Source organism: Gemmatimonas sp., from assembly GCF_044344655.1.
Lineage (GTDB): Bacteria > Gemmatimonadota > Gemmatimonadetes > Gemmatimonadales > Gemmatimonadaceae > Gemmatimonas.
Map to the genome: position 1 here is coordinate 46071 of NZ_JBIJCN010000004.1, position 19410 is coordinate 65480.

A 19410-nucleotide genomic window follows, 5' to 3' on the forward strand; every position below is an offset into this window, starting at 1 on the left:
GATCCGGGGCGCCCGACGACACCGGGCCGCGACACGATGCGACCGCTATCGCCAACGCGGCGAGCCATACGTGTCGCGCCCGGACCATCACGCCGTCACCGGCTCCGCCAGCATATCGCGGAGCACGAGCCCCGCACGACGGGCGGCTTCGGCGATACGCGCGCCGGACTGGATGAACGAAATCCGGAAGAAGCCTTCACCACCGGCCCCGAAGCCCGACCCGGGCATGGCAATGACCCCCTGCTCTTCGCGCAGCCGATCGCAGAACGCCGCACTCGCGATGCCGTCGGGGAGCGGAATCCAGAGGTACATCGTGGCCGTGGGGCTTTCGCAGGCAAACCCGTGGGCGCGGAACGCCGCCACCGCCGCATCACGACGCTCGGCGAACACCGCGAGATTGCGCGGCACGAACTCAGCCCAGCTTTCGATCGCGGCCACGCCGGCCGCTTGAATGCCCATGTACTGCCCCGTATCGGTGAACGACTTCACCTTGGTGAGGGCCCCGGCGATCTCCGGCTTCGCCACCGCCCACGCACATCGCCAGCCGGTCATGTTGTACGTCTTGGACAACGAGTGGAATTCGATGGCCACGTCGCGTGCGCCGTCGATCTCGAAGATGCTGGGCGGCACGTAGCCGTCGAAGCCCATCTCCGAGTACGCGTTGTCGTACACCAGCAGGATGTCACGTTCCCGGCAGGTACGCACCACGCGCTCGAGATAGTCGCGGGGCGCGATCGCGGCGGTGGGGTTGTTGGGGTAGTTGAGGTACAGCACCCGGGTCCGCGCCATCACGTCTGCCGGGATCTCATCGAGATCCACGAGAAAGTTCGTGCGTGGACGCAGCGCATACACGTAGGGGGTCGCATCGCTCATGAGCGTGCCCCCCAGATACGCCTGATAGGCCGGATCGGGGATGATGGCCACATCCCCCGCGCTGAGATACGCGAACGCGATGTGGGCGAGTCCCTCCTTGCTGCCGAGCAGCGGGACGATCTCGGCCATCGGATCGACGCGCTGGCCGAACCGCGTCTGCATCCAGCTACTGATCGCCTCGCGGAACGGCACGTACCCCATCCCGAAGCCGTAGCGCTGCATGGCCGGCACGTCGGCAGCCTCCTTGAGCGCGGCCACCGCCCGTGGCGGCGGCGGCAGGTCGGCATCGCCGGCGCCAAGATCGATCACGTCCACACCGGCGGCGATGAGGGCCTTCTTGCGGGCGGGGATGTGCGCCAGCGGATAGACGGGAAAGGCGGAGAATCGCGACGAGAAGCGCGGCATGCCGATTACGACGTGGGCGGGCTGAACTGCGCGTGCTGCGCGTCGATCCAGCTCTGGTGGTACTTCGGGTCCTCGATGTCGACGGCGGCCTTCGCCACCTTGAGCGGGCGAAAACTGTCCATCATCACCGCCAGCTCATTGGTGTACTTGGCCCCGATGGAGGCTTCCGTGCGCCCCGGGTGCGGCCCATGGGCCAGCCCATCGGGGTGATGCGTGATGGACCCGTACTCGATGCCCTTGCGGCTCATGAACTCGCTCGAGGCGTAGAAGAGCACCTCGTCGGAATCCACGTTGCTGTGATTGTACGGCGCGGGGATCGCCTCGGGGTCGAAGTCGTACGGACGCGGACAGAAGCTGCAGATCACGAAGCCGTCACCCTGGAAGGTCTGGTGTACCGGTGGCGGCTGGTGAATGCGCCCGACGATCGGCTCGAAGTCATGGATGTTGAAGATCCACGGATAGAAGTAGCCATCCCATCCGACCACATCGAACGGATGGTGATCAAGCACAAGCTCATTGATCGCATCGTACTGCTTCACGTAGATCGGGAACTCGCCCTTCTCATCACGTGGCTCGAGCCGCTGTGGGCGACGGATGTCGCGCTCGGAGAACGGCGCGCCCTCCAGCAGCTGACCGAATTCGTTGCGGTAGCGCTTGGGCGTGCGCACGTGGCCGCGGCTTTCCATCACCAGCAGCTTGGTCGCCCCCTGCGCCGCATCGAGATGCCAGCGGTGGGTGATGTTGCGATGAATCACCACGTAATCGCCCGGCTTGTAGGGCAACGCACCGAAGACCGACTCGAGCACGCCGTGCCCCTCCACCACGTACACCACTTCGTCCGCCTGGGAGTTGCGGTAGAAGTGCGCATCGGTCACATCGGGTTCCACGTACGACATGCCGATGTCGCTGTTGAAGAGCAGCGGCAAGCGGTCGAGCGAGGCGGATCCCCCCTTCGTCGCGCGCGACGTGAGGAAGTGGCGATGCCGGAGCGAGGTGTCCTTGTCTTCTACCCAGGCACAGTCGCGGATCTTGCGCGCGGCGATGTACGTGGTGGGTGGGTGCGTATGGTACAGCAGCGAGGACGTACCGACGAATCCTTCGTGCCCCATGAGTTCTTCGGCGTAGAGACCGCCGTCGGGGCGTCGGAAGACGATGTGGCGCTTGCGCGGGATGGAGCCGAGCTGGTGATAGTTGGGCATGGCGTCTTTGGAGGATGCGAAGAAGGGGAGCTGCCAGCCTACAGGTTGCCGCGGCGCTCCTGCTCGCGCTCAATGCTTTCGAACAGCGCCTTGAAGTTGCCTTTGCCGAAACTCGTGGCGCCCTTGCGCTGGATGATCTCGTAGAAGAGCGTCGGGCGGTCTTCGACGGGCTTGGTGAAGATCTGCAGGAGATAGCCGTCGGGATCGCGATCCACGAGAATGCCGAGCTTCGCGAGCTCCTCGACCGGCTCGTCGATCGTCCCCACGCGCGCCTGCAGCTCGTCGTAATACGACGTGGGCACCGACAGGAACTCCACGCCGCGATCCCGCAGCGCCTGCACCGTCGACAGGATGTCATCCGTGGCGAGGGCAAGATGCTGCGCCCCCGGTCCGCGATAGAAATCGAGGTACTCTTCGATCTGCGACTTCTTCTTCCCCGAGGCGGGCTCGTTGATCGGGAACTTGATCTTGTCGTTGCCGTTGGCCATGACCTTCGACATGAGCGAGGAATACTCGGTGCTGATATCGCTGTCGTCGAAGGTGATGAGGTTCCGGAAGCCGAGCACGTTGGCGTAGTACGCCACCCACTCGTTCATCTTCCCGAGCTCCACGTTCCCCACGCAGTGGTCGACGAACCGGAGTCCCACGTCGGCCGGCTGATAGTGCGGGGTGACCGGCACGAAGCCCGGGAGAAACACCCCGCGATAGTTGCGGCGCTCTACGAGCGAGTGGATGGTGTCGCCATACGTCCCGATGGCGGCAATCACCACCTCGCCGTGCTCGTCCTGCAGGACCTGCGGCTCCTGCACGGGGATGGCGCCGCGCGAGAGCGCCGTCTCGTAGGCAAGGCGTGCATCGTCGACCCAGAGGGCATAGTCCTTCACCCCGTCACCATGCCGGTGCACATGCTGCGCGATGGTCGACTCGGGGGCCAGCGGTGTGGTGAGCACGAGCCGGATCTTGCCCTGCTGCATCAGATAACTGGCGCGGTCACGCACCCCGGTCTCAGGGCCGCGATAGGCCACGAGGGAGTAGCCGAACGCCGAACGGTAGTAATGACTCGCCTGCTTGGCGTTGCCAACGTAGAACTCGACGTAGTCGGTCCCGTTGATGGGGAACGCGTCCTGGTCGGCCGCCGATTCGGGGAGCGTGAGTGTGGCCATGCGTGCACCTGGAGTGTAGATCGTGAGGAGGGAAACAACGCGGACACGCGTGCGCCCTGACCGGACGTCACGCGGCGTACAGCGACCTCACAACTCTCAGATGTGGGACCTGGGCAGCGCACCGATCCACGCGCGCTGCCGCTGATCCGCTGCCGGCGGGGAAAGAAGCATGTCCGAAAGCTATCGACGGGGATACGGCTTGGCGATGACCCTGACCACCCGGGCGGCGGGGCTCACTGCAACTCGGGGCGATTCCGGAAGTGCTCGAGCGCCTGGGGGTTCGCCAAGGCATCCACGTTGCGCACGGGACGGCCGTGGATCACCTCCCGAACCGCCAGCTCGGTGATCTTGCCGCTGATCGTCCGGGGAATATCCGGCACCGCCACGATGACCCGCGGCACATGGTGCGGGCTCGTGTGCTCGCGGATGCGCGTGCGAATCACTCGTTCCAGCGCCTCGCCAAGAGGTATGCCGGCCCGGAGCCGCACGAAGAGCACGATGCGCGAATCGGTTCCGGCCGCTTCGCCAACCGTCTGCTCCACCACCAGCGACTCGACGATCTCGGGGATCTGCTCCACCTGCCGATAGATCTCCGCCGTCCCGATGCGCACGCCCCCGGGATTGAGGGTGGCATCGCTGCGGCCGTGGATGATCAGGCCGTCGTGTGGGGTGATCTCCGCCCAGTCACCGTGCCGCCAGACACCCGGGATCTGCTCGAAATAGGCGGCGCGGTACAGGGCGCCGGTGGGATCGTTCCAGAACGCCACCGGCATGCTTGGGAACGGGCGCGTGCACACAAGTTCTCCCGGTTCACCACGGCACGGCGCACTGTCCTCGCCGTACACCTCGACGGCCATCCCGAGCCCGCGTAGCTGCAGTTCTCCGCGATACACGGGACCCGTTGGATCGCCAAGCGCGAAACAGCTGACGATGTCGGTCCCGCCGCTGATGCTGCACAGCCGCACGCGCGGTGCGATGGCGCGGTACACGAAATCGTAGCTGTGCGCGGCAAGCGGGCTGCCAGTGGAAAGGATCGTGTGCAGCGCCGACAGATCGGCGATCTCAGTCGGCACGATCCCTTCCTTCTCCAGCATGGCGAGATACTTGGCACTGGTGCCGAACACCGTGATGCCCGTCTGCTGCGCCATGCGCCAGAGCAGCGAGGGCTCCGCGGGCGGCATCGGGGAGCCGTCGTACAGGACCACTGTCGAGCCGAGCGCCAGCCCGGACACGAGCCAGTTCCACATCATCCACCCGCAGGTGGTGAAGTAGAAGAGCACGTCCGATGCGTGGACATCGGTGTGCAGGGCGAGCTCCTTCCAGTGCTGCAGCAGCGTGCCACCCGCACCGTGCACCATGCACTTGGGCAGCCCGGTGGTGCCGCTGGAGTACAGGATGTACAGCGGATGATCGAACGGGAGACGGGTGAACGTCGGCGTGTGCACCTGGGCGTACCGTGCGAGCACGTGATCGAAGCGCTCGGCATGCACGATCCCATCCAGCGACGGCTCGGCACTGGTGTACGGCACGACCCACACCGCGCGCAGCGCCGGGAGCGAGGCAACGATCTCGCGAAGCCGAGGGAGGCAGTCCACATGCTTGCCCGCATACCAATACCCATCGGCGGCAACGAGCACCGTGGGGGCGATCTGACCGAAGCGATCGAGCACGCCCTTGGTACCGAAGTCGGGCGAGCAGCTCGACCAGGTGGCCCCGAGTGAGGCGGCAGCAAGCATCACGATCACCGTCTCGGGGAGATTGGGCATCCAGCCGGCCACCCGGTCGCCCTCCCCCACCCCGGCCGCTTCGAGCGCCGCCCGACAGCGGGCCACACGGACGGCTAGCTCCGCGTAGGTCATGCGCGACTGCTCGCCGCCTTCGTTCCACGCAATCAGCGCGACGGTGTCGTCGCGCGTGCGCAGCAGATGCTCTGCGAAATTGAGTCGTGTGCCGGTGAACCAGCGCGGCCCCTCCCAGCGATCGCCGTGCCGATGCGGCGGGCGCATCGCCTGCCCGTTCTCCAGCACAGTGCGCCACGGTGCCGTCGGTTCGCCGGGCCCGTCGGCCATGATGTCGGCGGCCCGCCACACCTCGGCCCAGAACACCTCGAGCTCCTGCACCGACCATCGCTGCAGGGCGTGGGCATCCGTCACGCCGTCGGGAAGAATGCCACGCGCACGCAGCGACCGAAGCAACTGCCAGAGGCGTGTGGCCTCAGTCTCCTGCGCGGTCGGCGCAAACAGCGGCCCCGTCGTGTCAGCGTGCGGCATCGTCGAATCCGATCTGTTCGTCACGTCCGTCTAGGCGTACCTCGTCCACCCGGACCTCCTCGCGCGCCAGGGTGACGGTGTGACAGGTGGGCCCGTGCGCTTCGCAGTACCAGCCGTGACGATCATGGAAGATCAGGTGCGGCGCGTCGTTGGGCCGGAGCCGTACGCGCACGAGATGCTCCACGCCGGTGCGCGGCCCCACCACAGCGCGCGCGTCGAGGACGTCTACGACCGGCTTCACGGGGAAGAGGTCGAACTGCGTCGGGGCGAGCGCCGGATCAGCGGCCGCCTTGCGGGCCGACTTGGCGACCGAGGCAGGTGGGCGGCGGGGGCCGCTCATGAGCGGTGGGGCTGCGGGCGCAGTGGCGCGGACATGCCCAATCCTCGCAAGGTCACGCGTTTGGCGCCAGAGCCGCATCGATAGTCCGTGCCAGCCGACCGGGCCGCTGCATCCGGCGCTCCCTGCTCCGCTAGCTTTCGCAGATGCACGCCCCCCGCGCCTCCAAGGCATGGCTGACTGCCGCCGCCCCACCAGCGCGCCGGCAGCGCTCACTGTGGGTGCGGCTGCTGGTGAGCCTCACGTCCACGACGGCGGTGCTGGCCACGGCCGGGCTGGTGGCCGCGGCCGCGATCGTACCGCCGATCGGTGCGCGCCGCACGGCTCGCGAAGCAGCGCTCCGCGAGGTGGCGGCGCAAAGGCAGACGACCGAACGCATCGTGGCACAAGCCTATGTGTCCCAGCGCCGCTGGACCGACCTGTGGCGCGAGTCGTTCGGCGTGCTGGTCGCCACGGATCGTCGGTTGCTGTATGTCGGCGCACCGCCCACCCCACTGCTGCGCCCGCGCGATGAGGGGCCTCTCGAACTGCAGGTCGAGAGCTTCCCCCACGACGCCGCCTTCACGCTCGAACCACGCACGATCGTTCGCGACCGCGACCGCGACCGCGACCGCGGACTCGTATTGCGCACCCCCGCCGAGCAGCTGGACTTCATCGTGGACGACGCCACGTGGCGCGCTGCGCTGTCGGTCGCTCAGGCGAGTGCCTCCGCGCGCGCCGCGGTCACACGCGAACAACTGGCCCTCGATCGCACGATCCGTACGGCCCCAACCCGCGCCGAGGAACACGTGCTCTACCAAGTGCGCCGGGGCGAGACCCTCACCGGGCTGGCGCGTCGCTTTCGCACCTCGCCCGACGTACTACGCCAGCTCAATCGCCTCACCTCAGACGAGATCGAGGTAGGCCAGCGCCTGCGGGTCCCGAAGGTCGCGGCACCCGACTCCGTGGAGCGCTAAGGCTCAGGGGCAGGAAGCCGCGCTTACTGCCCCAGCACGATCGCGAAGACGAGCGGGGCCACGATGCTCGCATCGCTCTCGATAATGAACTTGGGAGTGTCGATCGCGAGCTTGCCCCACGTGATCTTTTCGTTGGGCACCGCGCCCGAGTACGAGCCGTACGACGTGGTGGAGTCGCTGATCTGGCAGAAGTAGCCCCAGAGCGGGACCTCGGTGCGCTGCAGATCCTGATGCAGCATGGGCACCACGCAGATCGGGAAGTCACCCGCGATGCCGCCACCGATCTGGAAGAAGCCGATCGTTGAGGTCTTGGTCATCTCGGTGTACAGCTCGGCGAGGTACATCATGTACTCGATGCCGCTGCGCACGGTGTGGACATTCTTGATGTCCCCTTCCATGCAGTGGCCCGCGAAGATGTTTCCGTTGGTGCTGTCTTCCCACCCCGGAACGATGATCGGGATGTTCTTCTCCGCCGCCGCCACCATCCAGGAGTCCTTCGGATCGATCTGATAGAACTCCTTGAGCTTCCCGCTGTTCAGGATGCGATACATGAACTCGTGCGGGAAGTAGCGCTCCCCTGCGCGGTCAGCCGCCTGCCACTCCTCGAGCACCGCCTTCTCGATGCGACGGATCGCTTCGGCTTCGGGGATGCAGGTGTCCGTCACACGGTTGAAGTGTTGCTCGAGCAGCTTCTGCTCGTCTTCGGGCGTGAGGTCACGGTAGTTCGGCACGCGCGCGTAGTGATCGTGCGCCACAAGGTTGTAGATGTCTTCCTCGAGATTCGCGCCCGTGCAGGTGATCATGTGCACCTTGTCCTGGCGGATCATCTCGGCGAGCGAGATGCCCAGTTCGGCGGTGCTCATCGCGCCGGCGAGCGTGACCATCATCTTGCCACCCTTATCGAGGTGGCTCACGTACGCATCGGCCGCATCGATCAGCGCCGCCGCGTTGAAGTGCCGGTAGTTGTGGCGGAGAAACGCCGTCACCGGCGCGGAAGTGGACTGGGCCATGGGAAAGTCGGTGTCTGACGGTCAGCGCGCCCACGGGACGGAACAGCCGTTCTGCATCCGGCGCGATCGGGGAATCTAATCGGTTCCGGGCGACCGGCGTGGCAGCCAGCGCTCAGGGTTGACGACCGGAGGCCAGCCAAAGCGCGCCCCCCACCAACAGCACCGCCAGGAGCGGCACCGCCAGGAACGGCACCGCCAGGAACGGCACCGCCAGGAACGGCACCGCCACGGGGCGGCTGGCCGCTACGCCGCGCGGCGCCTCGCGGGAGCCCAGCAGCGACAGCCCGAGGCGCACGGGGATGAGCGGATCGGGCGGAGATACGTGGCGATCGAATGCGAGCGGCTCCGGCGATACAGAGACACTGGCGCCTCCCCCATCGCCTGCACCGTCGTCCGTACCAACTTCGACACCACCCTCGACACCACCCTCGACACCATCCTCGGCACCATCCTCTGCATCATCGTCTGGCCCCTCGTCCGCACCATGGTGTGGGGCCCCCGCGCTCGCGACCACGAGGACCTCGAGCAGCCGTCGCACAGACGCCGGCACGGCGCCGCCCTGGCGTCGCAGCAACCGTACGGCGTCGCGCCGTCGTCGAGCTGGCCCGCGTTCATCATGCTCGGGCGCCGACGCCTCCTCTGCAACGCCGCGCAGCAATGGCCAGAGTTGCGCCACGAGCGGTGTGACGGCTGACGGGGGCCCGAGTTCACCCTGCACGACTACAATGAGCGATGACAGCACGGAACGGGCTGCGTGCGCCTGTTCCGGTGTGCAGGCGCTTACCAGCGCCCCGCCGCTCGAGCAGGCGCGCATCAGGAAGCGCGCTGTGCGCACCACATCGTCGGGCTCCATGTCCGCCAGACGCGCGCCAAGACGGCCGACGGCCGACTCCAGGATATCCCCGCTCGCCTCGCACGCGTCTGCCGGCGATGGCCACCAGGTGATCGGACCATCGTGGACCACGCTGCGCGCCCAGTGGAAGGCCGGGTGATCAGCATGGAGCACCGACAGGCGATCGAGGTGGCCGATGGCCTCATCAGCGTGTCCTAGCCCGGCGAGCACCACAGCCTGTTGGGCGCCAAGCACCGGATCATCAGGCGTCGCGTCGAGCGCAGGCGCCAGCGACGCGCGCGCACCGGACAGATCCCCCATGAGCGCCCGCGCCACCGACTGCACGAGACACAGGGCACAGGACGCGGGACGGCTGACCAAGGCCTCTGCCGCCACTCGATCCGCTTCCCCGGGAAGTCCCAATACCGTGAGCCCCCCCGCACGGAGATACCAGCCCTCCTCGGTGTGCTGCGCACGCGCCCACACGGCGTCGAGCGCCGCCAGCGACGCGTTCGGCAGCTGACGCAGCAGCAGTCCACGCGCCTGCTCCAGCCCCATCGCCATAGCCACCCCGCCAACGGCCCCCCGCCTTTCGCGCACGTCGGGGCGGAACAGCAGGTCCACGAGCGACACACCACTTCGCCCGAGCGGCGCGTGTGCGCCGCGGACGGCACTGGCGTCAATCCCGTCCACCGGGACCGGCGCGCGCGCCGGCAGGACCGGACGCACGGGGGCGGACGGCGGTATGTGGACGCGTGCTGCGCCCCCGTTCACCCCGGTGACATCTGACGGCATACCGCCAGTATCGGCGGATCAGCGGTGGCGCTGCAGTCGGCCAATGCCCGTTCCCGGGGTCCCGCCGGTGGTGTCAGACGAGCGTCTGGACGAGTGCTTCTTCGTCGTCGATGCGCACATACGCGCGGACGGAGTCCATCCAGTGGTACGCGCCGCCCTGCGCGTCCAGCACCAGCATGCGACGCGTGGCGCTGTGCTCGTACAGCCGGAGCGCTCCCACGTCCACCGGCCCTCCGGCGAACCCCACGAACCAGAACGCGGCCGACGCATCGGCCGCGGCTGCACCGAAGACCGTCGTCAGCGCGCGCTCGAGCGGAGACCAGTCCGGCGGTCGGTACGGAGGGAAGGCATCGTCTGATGACATGGGCACGGTCGTTGTGCGCTGGACGCGTCGTGCCAGCGCACGTCACGAATCGTCACGACGGGGGTCGTGCCTGTTCCCTCGTGTCAGTAGGCGCCGGGCGTGACACGAATTCCCCGGTCGGCATCCGGCGGGCCGGGCGCGCGACGCGTCACCCGAGGTGCCGAGCCACGAACTGGCGGGTGCGTTCCAGCGAATCGCGCGCCTCGGGGATGACCGCCGCGAAGAACTGCCACACGTGTGGCACCCGCTGCCATAACGTGAGCTCCACCGCTACACCGTGCGCCCGCGCACGCTCCGCCACGCGCACTGCGTCATCGCGCAGCACCTCGTCGGTGGACGCGTGCACCAGCAGCGGCGGCAGCCCCCGAAAGTCACCATACAGGGGCGAGACAAGTGGATCGCGGGCGTTCCCCGCCCCCACGTACAGCGGGGCGGCGCGACGAATCGTCTCACCGGCAAACATGGCGCACCGTTCACTGTTCTCGTCGAGTGATGGTCCGGTGGCCGCCATGTCGGTCCAGGGCGAATAGGTGACCACAGCCGCCGGGAGCGGCCATCCACGATCGCGCACGGCCAGCATGAGTGAGAGCGCGAGCCCACCGCCTGCCGAATCGCCCGCCACGACCAGCCGCGCCGGGTTCACGCCCGCCTCGGCGAGCAGGTAGTGGTAGGCGCCGAGCGCGTCGTCGAGTGCGGCAGGATAGGGGTGCTCGGGTGCGAGGCGATACCGCGGCACCCAGGCCCGTGCGCCAAGGCGCCGCACCAGCGACCCTACCAGAGGCCGGTGCGTTTCCGGCGAACAGGCGATGAAGCCCCCGCCGTGCAGGTAGAGCAGCGCCGGGGCATCACCGTGCGGCAGGCGCGCAGCCCGCGGACACACCACCGTCTCGCCACCCGGCCAGGTCCCGGTCGCCGCCATCCGGCCGAAGTGGGCCCCCGTGGCGTGCGCCATCAGCCGGCGCGCCGCCTGTGGCCTCCCCATGTTGGCCCGCACCCAGAGCGGATCGATCGGTTTGCGGGCATGCGGACGCATGCGGGCCGCAACCAGCCGATGCACAAGCCGGGTCTGCCAACTCGGGCCGGAGTTCGGTGTAGGGGAAAGCGTGATAGCCGAGGTCATGGTCCGATGAGACACTGTCATCTGTCAACGCGCCGCGCAGATCGCATCTGAGGAGTTCTCTATGATACTCGTGACCGGTGCCATGGGTCGCATCGGTACCGCCGCCGTGGCCGCCCTGCATGCGCGCGGCGTCCCGACCCGGGCACTCGTGCCTTCCCGCTGCCGAGTCCCCTGGCTGGCCGCATACGACCTCGAATACCTCGAGGGGGACTACGACGACGGTCGCACGCTCGAGCAGGCGCTGACTGGAATCTCGGCGGTGATCCTTATTGCGCGCCCCACGGCCGACCAGGTGGAATGCCAGCAGCGGGTGATCGATGCCTGCGCGGCGCGCGGCATCGGTCGCGTGGTAAAGCTGTCGATCGCGGGCGCTGCCGACGAGACAGCACTCACGGCGGCGCAAACGACGGCCGCACGCTGGCACTGGCGGACCGAGCAGTATCTGCTGCGCACGGCAACCGAGCCCTGTATTGCACGCACCGGCCGCACGATGCAGGACCTGCTCTTTCAGGTGCCGCTGATCCTGGCCCATCATATGGTGGTGGGGTGCCAAGGCACCGGCCTTACCGCCGACGCCGATGCGCGTGATGTGGGGGCCGTGTTGGCGGGCCTCGCGACGACCGCCGTGCCCCCCAAGGATCCGGTGCTGGTGACCGGCCCGGTCGCCCTCTCCCGCGCCGAGATGACCGCGCAGCTGAGCCAGGCGCTCGGCTTGGCCCTTCGCTACGTGCCGTGTACGTCGTTGGAACTCGAGCAAATGCTGCTGGCGGCCGGCATCAGCCGATGGCAGGTGGAGGATCTCGTGTCGTACGAGACCTCGGCCCGGGACGGACGTTGGAGCAGTGTGACCGACGCGGTGCTGCAATGGACGGGGCGCCCCGCGCGCCGTCTCGACGCATTTGCCAACGAATTGGGGATGTCGTTGCGCTACCAGCATGGGATCGGCACGCCGGACCCGCTCGTCGGCACAACCGGTGGCGCCCTCCCCACTCCGGCGGCGCCGCTTCGCTGACACCGCACCGACGCGCGCGGGCCGATTACACGCCGACCTGCTTCTCCACGCGATCGCGGTAGTGGCGACTGAGACGCAGACGCGTGCCGTCCTCGAGAATCACCACGTAGTCCCCCGAGAACCACTGCTGCATCTCGCGGACGCGATTGAGGTTGACGATCGTGGAGCGATGAATGCGGGCGAACATTCGCGGATCGAGCGTTTCCTCGAGATGGCTGATCCGCTCGCGAATCACGTGCGCGGTCTGGCCGACATGCAGGCGCACATAGTTGCGATCCGCTTCGATCCAATCAATCTCGGCGGTCTTCACGAAGAACATGCGGCCGTCCTGCTTCACGAGGATACGGCTGGCATGGCGTCCACCGCCATTGGCCGCAGCGGCCGCGGCCCCCGCGGCGCCAGTGGCGCCGGCGACGGCGGTGATCAACGACGCGGAGTCGCCGCGGGGATCGCCGCGACCGTCGGCAAGACGGCGCACCGTCTCGAGCAATTCCCCGAGCCGCTCCGCCGCCACCGCATGCGCGCGCTGCTTGCGCGCCTTGTCGAACGCCGCACGGAAGCGATCCGCATCGACCGGCTTCAGCACGTAGTCGACGGCGTGCACATCGAAGGCCCGCTGGGCGTGCTCGTCATACGCGGTGACGAACAACACCATGGGAACGTGGCCACCGTCGATCTCACTCAACACGCCGAACCCATCGAGCCCAGGCATCTGCACATCGAGGCAGACCAGATCCGGCTGCAGCTCCCGAATCATCGCCACCGCTTCATGCCCGGACTCGGCCTCGCCCACCACATCAACGTCGGCTTCGTTCTGCAAGAGCCGGCGCACTCGCTGACGGGCCAGCGTCTCGTCATCCACGATCAGGACTCGCACTCGTTCCATCTCCCCTCCCGTTGACAAAGCGGAGACGCTCGCGGAATCACGCGTGGAGGCATGGCGTGACGAGCGGACTCCGACCATCTGGCATCTTGCATCGAGCGACCTCGTTACCCGCCACGGAACAGACCATCCTGTACTTCCCTGCCCGGTGGGTTCATCGTGGGGCACATGACCGAGCCGAGCCGTCCCGTGCTCATGGGACCCAACGCAAAACGCCGCAATGTGGTTGCCGCAATTGCGAAGTCGGCAGCATTCGCCACGTTTCACCAACGTCAACAGTACCCAACGCCCTGCGTCAGAAACATGACGTGTCTCGAGTCCGCCGCAATCGCTGCGCTGCTACCGTCGGGCTCGCCAAATGTTCCGTGTGCTCCTCGTTACGATCGTCGCGGTGACACGCCACTCGGTGCCACCGCCCGCTGCCGCCGCTTGTCGCGCTCAACCTGCGTCTTGTCTCATCCATGGCCGTTCTGTCACACTCCATGACCTTCGCCGATGAGGGTCAGCGCATTCGCCGGCTCACTCGGTTGTTGTTTTCCATTATCTGGGTCGTGCCCGCCACGTTGGCCGCACTCCAGATGACGGTGGTGGGCGATGCCTCCGGAACGCACTACGGCATCGGAACAGCCATCGTCTGGCAGGGCTCGGCTTGGATGCTCTGGGGCCTGTGGGCGCAGCTGATCCTCACGCTCGTCGATCGTGTGAAGCTCGACACGGCCCGCGTGCTCCCCTGGCTCTTGCTCCATGTTGGAATGACGGTCCTGCTGAGCGCCGCCAACGTGCTGGCGATTGCCTGGCTCGATCATGTGTTCGGTGCCGTCGGTCAGGTCACGAGCTATGCCTTCGCACTCCGAGTGGTCCTGGTCAACCATCTCGACATTCAGGTGGTCCTCTACTGGGCGGTCCTTGGCGTGGCGTACATGGTCGAGTTCGTGCGACGCTACCGCGAGCGGGACCGCGCCGCCACTGAGCTCGAGCAGAAGGTGGCGCGCACGCAGCTCGAAGCGTTGCGCATGCAGCTTAATCCGCATTTCCTCTTCAACGCGCTCAACTCGGTCGCCGAGCTGATGGAGATGGACGTCAAGGAGGCGCAGCGCATGCTGATCCGCGTGAGCGACCTCCTGCGCCTTTCGCTGCGCAGTGCCGGGCACTCACTCATTCCGGTGTGGCAGGAGGTCGAGCTGGTGGAGCTGTACCTCCAGATCGCGCGGGTACGCTACGGCGCGGGGCTGGACGTGGACATCGAGGTGGACCCCAACGCCGTGGACCTCATGGTGCCGAGCTTCCTGCTGCAGCCGCTGGTGGAGAATGCCCTCAAGCATGGCCTCGCTCCGGGGCATCCGGACCAATCCATCGCCCTGCGCCTCGTGCGCGTGGGGGACGGACTCGAGATTGTGGTGGAAGACAACGGCAAGGGGCTCGATGGGCTGCTCACCACCAGCGGCAGATTCCTCGCCGCGGTGCCCTCGGTCGATGGGCTCGGCATCGGGCTCACCAACACCCGCTCGCGACTCGCGATGCTCTACGGCGATCGCTATGCGTTCCGCATGAGCAACATGGCGACGGGCGGCTGTCGGGTGGACATCCGGTTACCGGTGGAGGACTGACTACCGGGTTACACGAAGGCCGAGTGCCCGGTGATGGCGCGCCCCACGATCATGGTGTTGATCTCGTTGGAGCCTTCGTAGCTGTAGATCGCCTCGGCATCGGCAAAGAGCCGCGCCACATGGTACTCCAGCAATACGCCATTGCCGCCGAGCGATTCGCGCGCCAGGGCGACGGTTTCGCGGCACTTGGCGGCACAGAACTGCTTGGCCAGAGCGGAGAGTTCGTCGCGCGGCCCGAGGCGGTCCTGCAGCTCTGATGCCCGAAGTGCGAGGCCAATCATCGCGGTCACGTTGCCGAGCATCTTCACGAGCATGTTCTGCACGAGCTGGAAGCCGGCGATCGGCTTGCCGAACTGTGTGCGCTCCCCCGCATACCGCAGCGCGTACTCGTACGCGCCCATGGCACACCCCACGCCCTGCCATGCGGTGCCGCAGCGGGCCGTCACCAGCACGCGCTGGGTGTCGGCAAAGCTGTGGGCTTCCTGCAGGCGGTCGCGCTCGGCCACCCGCACGTCACGCAGCGTGATGAGCCCGTTGTGCACCGTACGCTGCGCAATCTTCCCCTGCATCATGTCTGCCGAATAACCGGGGAGCGAGGTGCGCACGATGAAACCCTTCACTTGCTGATCCGCTTCGTCGCGGGCCCAGATCACGACGATATCGCACCACGTGGCGTTGCCGATCCACTTTTTCTGGCCGTTGAGGATCCAGGTGTCTCCCTCACGGCGACAGGTGGTGGTGAGGCCACGCGCCACCCCGGAGCCCACGTCGGGCTCGGTGAGGCCGAAGGCCCCCATCACGTCCCACGAGCGCATGCGCGGCAGCCACTCCTCTTGCTGCTCGACCGATCCGCAGAGTGCGATCGACCCCATGCACAGTCCCGCGTGCACGCCGAAGAAGGTGGCAAGTGACGGGTCCACGCGGGCGAACTCCATACTGAGCAACCCATCGCCCACGGTGGCCATCGGGGCGCGCACCGGTGTGTAGACATCGCGCAGCAGGTCGAGCTCCTTCATGCGCGCGATCAGATACGCTCGCGGAAACTCGGCCCGCTCCCAGAAGCCGTTGGCCTGCGGCTCCCACTCCTCGCTCATGAAGCGCCGCAGCCGCAGCCGATCCTCGTTCACCACGTTGGGGAGCGTGGAAAACCAGTCATAGAAGTCACCGGTGGTGATCGCGGAGCGCTGACGGGACATGAGGCGGGCGGGAATCGGGAACGGCGAGAGGACAGGCCACGGACAACGTGCGGCGTGCCGGACGGCGGGAGTATAATGCGCAAGGCCGCATCCCTGCTCCCTGTTCCCCTTCCCGGCACCGGTGTCACTCGCCCGCTACCTCGCCCGTCTTGGCTACGGCACTCGCAAAGAGGCCGAACGGCTGCTCGTTTCGCGTGCGGTGACGACGGCCAGCGGCGCGCCGCTCACCGATCGCGACCAACCGCTGCACGCCGATATCCGGGTACGCGGCGAGCCACTCGATCCACCTCCCGGGTCGGTCGTCCTGCTCAATAAGCCCGTGGGCTACGTGTGCTCCACGAGCGACCGGCCTCCGCTTGTGTACGAGCTGCTGTCGCCCCGCTTCCTCCAGCGCGATCCCGTGATGGCTACCGTCGGACGGCTCGATGCCGACACATCCGGGCTGCTGCTGCTCACCGATGACGGCGCCCTCAACCACCGGCTCACGTCGCCGAAATCACACGTGGCCAAGGTGTACGAGGTGGAACTCGCCACGCCCCTCAGTGGCGACGAGGCCGCGCGCTTTGCCGCGGGCACCCTGGTGCTGCAGGGGGAGCGCGACGCGCTGCTCCCGGCGCAGCTGGCGGTGCGCGGTGACCGCCTGGCGCGGCTCACCATTCACGAGGGGCGCTACCACCAAGTGCGGCGCATGTTCGCGGCCGTGGGTAACCACGTGACCGCGCTGCGCCGGGTGGCCATGGGCCCCCTCGCCCTTGGCGATCTGGCCGACGGGCACTGGCGCGTTCTCTCGGATGAGGAGAAGGCCGCCCTCGTGCAGGCGTCCACGAAAGCGGCAGCCAAGCCCTCAGCGAACGCCTTCCGCCACAGTGCTGTCGGCGAGTAATCGCCGGATCGCCGGCCGCAGGGTGAGCGGCGCCACCGGCCCCATCACGGTGTGCTGGACCACCCCCTGCCGATCCACCAGAAAGCTGGTGGGGTAACCACGCACACCGCCAAAGGCGGCGATGACCTGGTCGTCCACGATGGCTACCGGGTAGGTAATCCCGCGCTCGGCGAGAAACGCATCCACCTCACCAGCGGACCCGCGATCCACCGACAGCCCGAGCAACACCATGCCCTCGGCGGCATAGGCATCGGCCAGCTGCTGCAGCGCCGGCATCTCAGCGCGGCAGGGCGGACACCACGTGGCCCACACGTTTACCAGGACCACCTTGCCGCGCAGCGACGCACTGGTGAGCAGCTCGCCACTCCTCGTGGTAACCATGTAGTCCGGGCGACGCGCGTCACGGGCGCGCACACCGACCAGCGCCTCTACATGCGGCCAGCAGCGCGGTACAGCCCAGACCACGACCGCCACGGTGATGGCGTTGGAGAGAGTCAACCACCGCGACCAGCGCCGCGGTGCGGGGAGCGTGCTCTCCGCGGTCGGTTCAGCCACCGCGGACCGCGCCGATTACCTTGAAGCGTTGCCCGTCGTGGGCCGTGCGCACCTCGCCAAACGTCTCCTCGATGAGCCACTCGTAGGGAAGCGTGCGGTTGGCCACGAGATACAACCGGCCCCCAGGCAGCAATCGATCGTAACTCTGCGTGATGAAGGCCCGCGGGATGTGCAGATCGGTACCCTTGCCCAAGTGGAAGGGCGGGTTGGTCACCACCACATCGAAGCGCTCGTCGCCTGCGGCCTGCGCCACGTCGCTGGCCCGCACGTCGATCGCCGTAGCACCCGCCTGCTGGGCCGTGCGGGTCGCACACCGCACAGCATCAGCATCGGCGTCGAGCAGCAGCACGCGCGAGGCCCCATGCCGTGCAGCGACCACGCCCAGTGCGCCAGCACCGCACCCCAGGTCGAGCACCCGCTCGCCCGCATCGATACGCATGACGCCAGCCAGCAGATTCGTGGCCTCATCGAGGTGCTGCCACGAGAACACCCCGGGGCGGGTGTACAGGGTGAAGGCAGCGCCGCCCGTGCGTACTGGCACCTCATGAAAGTGCCCTTCGTCGAGCCAAGGCGAGGCAATCGCGTCGGGATCACGCGGCGCGTCCACCAGTTTGCGAGCCGTCAGCAGACGATGGCTGCTGTGCTGGGCATCGAGCCGGGCGTGACCGAAGACGCGTTCGAGCATCTTGGCAGCGGGCTTGGCTCCCTCGTCGTTACCGCCAGCCAACATGCAGGTACCGCCCGGTGCCAGCACGCGGAAGGCCTCGGCGATGGCCAGCTGTACGCTGAGCTTATCGGTGGGAATACGGATCGTGACGAGCGTACAGGATGCATCGGGCACGAGCGCCCCCGCGAGCGCGGCATGCGCGACGACCGCGCCCTCGCGGTCGTGCAGCGTGCGCTGCGACGCTTCCACATTGCTTTGATACCGGTCGAGCGCCATCGGCTGGTAGCCGCATCGCGCCGCGACGGCCGGCACGAAGCCATTGCCGCTGGACAGGTGAAGCGACCGGCCGCGCGCGCCCATCTGTGCAGGGGCCCCATCCGCGACCGTTTCGCCCACCGCCACGATCGCCTCGGCCAGCATGCTGGCGGCCGGATCGAGGTGCCCATGGGCGAACACCCCGGGCTTGGAGGCCACCAGTACCACGCAGTCGCCAGCGCGTGCGGGGCCCATTTGCCAAGTCGTGTACGGCGACGCGGGCAATGCGGCAGAGCCGCGGGAGTCGGAGGCAGGCATTTGCGAAAGCTACCCACGTGCGAGGCGGGTGTCCCCTAGCTCCACCACCACCCGCAAACAAAACGGCCCCGCCGAAGCGGAGCCGCTTTGTTGTACTGAAGTGGGCCTGAGAGGAGTTGAACCTCTGACCTCACGCTTATCAGGCGTGCGCTCTAACCACCTGAGCTACAGGCCCAGTGCACGGCAGCAACGTCGAGAATGCGCCGCCGATCCACCAGAGCCGCATAATGTATCGGCCCAACGTCCCTGAGTAAAGGGACCCCGCCCAATTGGTTTCCCCTGCAGGGCCGTGCGCTGCCGGCGGGGGGTGAAACGCGAAACGGACGGCCCGCAAAGCAGGAGCCGTCCGTGACCGGATTATGCGGGCATCCACTCAGGCGTCGGGATCATCCTCTTCGCCGTAGCCGAGATCTTCCTCGAACTCGTAGTCCTCATCGTCTTCGTCGTCGTCCTCGTCATCCTCGTCGTCGAAGTCATCCTCGTCGTCGAGGTCATCGAGGTCGTCATCGTCATCATCGAGATCGTCGTCGTCGAAATCGACGTCGTCATCCTCGTCCTCGTCCTCGTCGAGATCATCCTCGTCGAAGCCCTCGTCATCGAAATCTTCGTCGTCGGCCGCCATCATGACTACCGAGGACTGCACCTTCTCTTCGAGCGCGTCCATTGACGACGACCCGAACCGCTCCAACATGGGACGATTCTCCTGCGAG

Annotated in this window: 18 protein-coding genes and 1 tRNA gene; 4 read left to right on the plus strand and 15 right to left on the minus strand. The window is 67.2% G+C overall.

Annotated elements, in window-relative coordinates; genetic code table 11:
* Positions 1-87 precede the first annotated feature (87 nt).
* The 5 genes from ACIQ51_RS02685 to ACIQ51_RS02705 form a co-directional block, all read right to left on the minus strand.
* A complete protein-coding gene (locus ACIQ51_RS02685) occupies positions 88-1278 on the minus strand; it encodes an aminotransferase class I/II-fold pyridoxal phosphate-dependent enzyme (RefSeq protein WP_396203458.1) in 1191 nt (396 codons plus the stop codon).
* A gap of 5 nt (positions 1279-1283) precedes the next feature.
* Complete coding sequence (locus ACIQ51_RS02690) at positions 1284-2477, minus strand: homogentisate 1,2-dioxygenase (RefSeq protein ID WP_396203459.1); 1194 nt, start codon at positions 2475-2477, stop codon at positions 1284-1286.
* Positions 2478-2515: 38 nt separating this feature from the next.
* Positions 2516-3640 carry a 4-hydroxyphenylpyruvate dioxygenase gene (gene hppD, locus ACIQ51_RS02695; protein ID WP_396203460.1) on the minus strand — a complete coding sequence of 375 codons (1125 nt, stop codon included), beginning with the start codon at positions 3638-3640 and terminating at the stop codon, positions 2516-2518.
* A 233-nt stretch (positions 3641-3873) separates the two neighbouring features.
* A complete protein-coding gene (locus ACIQ51_RS02700; RefSeq protein WP_396203461.1) occupies positions 3874-5910 on the minus strand; it encodes an acetoacetate--CoA ligase in 2037 nt (678 codons plus the stop codon).
* On the minus strand, positions 5897-6250 hold the full coding sequence (locus tag ACIQ51_RS02705) for a hypothetical protein (RefSeq protein WP_396203462.1): 354 nt from the start codon (positions 6248-6250) through the stop codon (positions 5897-5899). The genes ACIQ51_RS02700 and ACIQ51_RS02705 overlap by 14 nt, the downstream gene beginning before the upstream one ends.
* Positions 6251-6393: 143 nt before the next feature.
* Here ACIQ51_RS02705 and ACIQ51_RS02710 point away from each other — a divergent pair, with 143 nt between their 5' ends.
* Positions 6394-7203 (plus strand): LysM peptidoglycan-binding domain-containing protein, encoded by an 810-nt coding sequence (locus ACIQ51_RS02710; RefSeq protein WP_396203463.1) that lies wholly within the window; start codon positions 6394-6396, stop codon positions 7201-7203.
* Positions 7204-7226: 23 nt separating this feature from the next.
* Here ACIQ51_RS02710 and ACIQ51_RS02715 read toward each other — a convergent pair whose 3' ends face one another.
* The 4 genes from ACIQ51_RS02715 to ACIQ51_RS02730 form a co-directional block, all read right to left on the minus strand.
* Positions 7227-8213 (minus strand): deoxyhypusine synthase family protein, encoded by a 987-nt coding sequence (locus tag ACIQ51_RS02715; RefSeq protein ID WP_396203464.1) that lies wholly within the window; start codon positions 8211-8213, stop codon positions 7227-7229.
* Between the two features lie 112 nt (positions 8214-8325).
* On the minus strand, positions 8326-9774 hold the full coding sequence (locus ACIQ51_RS02720) for a hypothetical protein (RefSeq protein ID WP_396203465.1): 1449 nt from the start codon (positions 9772-9774) through the stop codon (positions 8326-8328).
* A gap of 139 nt (positions 9775-9913) precedes the next feature.
* Positions 9914-10204 (minus strand): hypothetical protein, encoded by a 291-nt coding sequence (locus ACIQ51_RS02725; RefSeq protein WP_396203466.1) that lies wholly within the window; start codon positions 10202-10204, stop codon positions 9914-9916.
* 148 nt (positions 10205-10352) lie between these two features.
* Positions 10353-11324: an alpha/beta hydrolase gene (locus ACIQ51_RS02730; protein WP_396203467.1), complete on the minus strand. Its 972-nt coding sequence runs from the start codon at positions 11322-11324 to the stop codon at positions 10353-10355.
* A 61-nt stretch (positions 11325-11385) separates the two neighbouring features.
* Here ACIQ51_RS02730 and ACIQ51_RS02735 point away from each other — a divergent pair, with 61 nt between their 5' ends.
* Positions 11386-12336 carry an NAD(P)H-binding protein gene (locus tag ACIQ51_RS02735; protein WP_396203468.1) on the plus strand — a complete coding sequence of 317 codons (951 nt, stop codon included), beginning with the start codon at positions 11386-11388 and terminating at the stop codon, positions 12334-12336.
* A 25-nt stretch (positions 12337-12361) separates the two neighbouring features.
* Here the strand turns inward: ACIQ51_RS02735 and ACIQ51_RS02740 are convergent, their stop codons facing one another.
* Positions 12362-13222 (minus strand): LytR/AlgR family response regulator transcription factor, encoded by an 861-nt coding sequence (locus tag ACIQ51_RS02740; protein ID WP_396203469.1) that lies wholly within the window; start codon positions 13220-13222, stop codon positions 12362-12364.
* A gap of 458 nt (positions 13223-13680) precedes the next feature.
* Between ACIQ51_RS02740 and ACIQ51_RS02745 the strand changes: the two genes are divergently transcribed.
* Positions 13681-14826: a sensor histidine kinase gene (locus tag ACIQ51_RS02745; protein ID WP_396203470.1), complete on the plus strand. Its 1146-nt coding sequence runs from the start codon at positions 13681-13683 to the stop codon at positions 14824-14826.
* Between the two features lie 8 nt (positions 14827-14834).
* On the opposite strand, the gene ACIQ51_RS02750 is transcribed toward ACIQ51_RS02745, so the two are convergent.
* The gene (locus tag ACIQ51_RS02750) at positions 14835-16022 is read right to left on the minus strand and encodes an acyl-CoA dehydrogenase family protein (protein WP_396203471.1); all 1188 of its coding nucleotides are present in this window, start codon (positions 16020-16022) and stop codon (positions 14835-14837) included.
* Between the two features lie 121 nt (positions 16023-16143).
* Between ACIQ51_RS02750 and ACIQ51_RS02755 the strand changes: the two genes are divergently transcribed.
* Positions 16144-16905, plus strand: a complete 762-nt coding sequence (locus ACIQ51_RS02755) for a pseudouridine synthase (protein ID WP_396203473.1) — start codon at positions 16144-16146, stop codon at positions 16903-16905.
* Here ACIQ51_RS02755 and ACIQ51_RS02760 read toward each other — a convergent pair.
* The 4 genes from ACIQ51_RS02760 to ACIQ51_RS02775 all read right to left on the minus strand — a co-directional run bounded on the left by ACIQ51_RS02760 (position 16867) and on the right by ACIQ51_RS02775 (position 19391).
* On the minus strand, positions 16867-17460 hold the full coding sequence (locus tag ACIQ51_RS02760) for a TlpA family protein disulfide reductase (RefSeq protein WP_396203474.1): 594 nt from the start codon (positions 17458-17460) through the stop codon (positions 16867-16869). The genes ACIQ51_RS02755 and ACIQ51_RS02760 overlap by 39 nt on opposite strands.
* The gene (locus ACIQ51_RS02765) at positions 17453-18700 is read right to left on the minus strand and encodes a methyltransferase (protein ID WP_396203475.1); all 1248 of its coding nucleotides are present in this window, start codon (positions 18698-18700) and stop codon (positions 17453-17455) included. The genes ACIQ51_RS02760 and ACIQ51_RS02765 overlap by 8 nt, the downstream gene beginning before the upstream one ends.
* 101 nt (positions 18701-18801) lie before the next feature.
* A tRNA-Ile gene (locus ACIQ51_RS02770) sits at positions 18802-18875 on the minus strand.
* A 198-nt stretch (positions 18876-19073) separates the two neighbouring features.
* Positions 19074-19391 (minus strand): hypothetical protein, encoded by a 318-nt coding sequence (locus ACIQ51_RS02775; protein ID WP_396203476.1) that lies wholly within the window; start codon positions 19389-19391, stop codon positions 19074-19076.
* Positions 19392-19410: the final 19 nt, after the last annotated feature.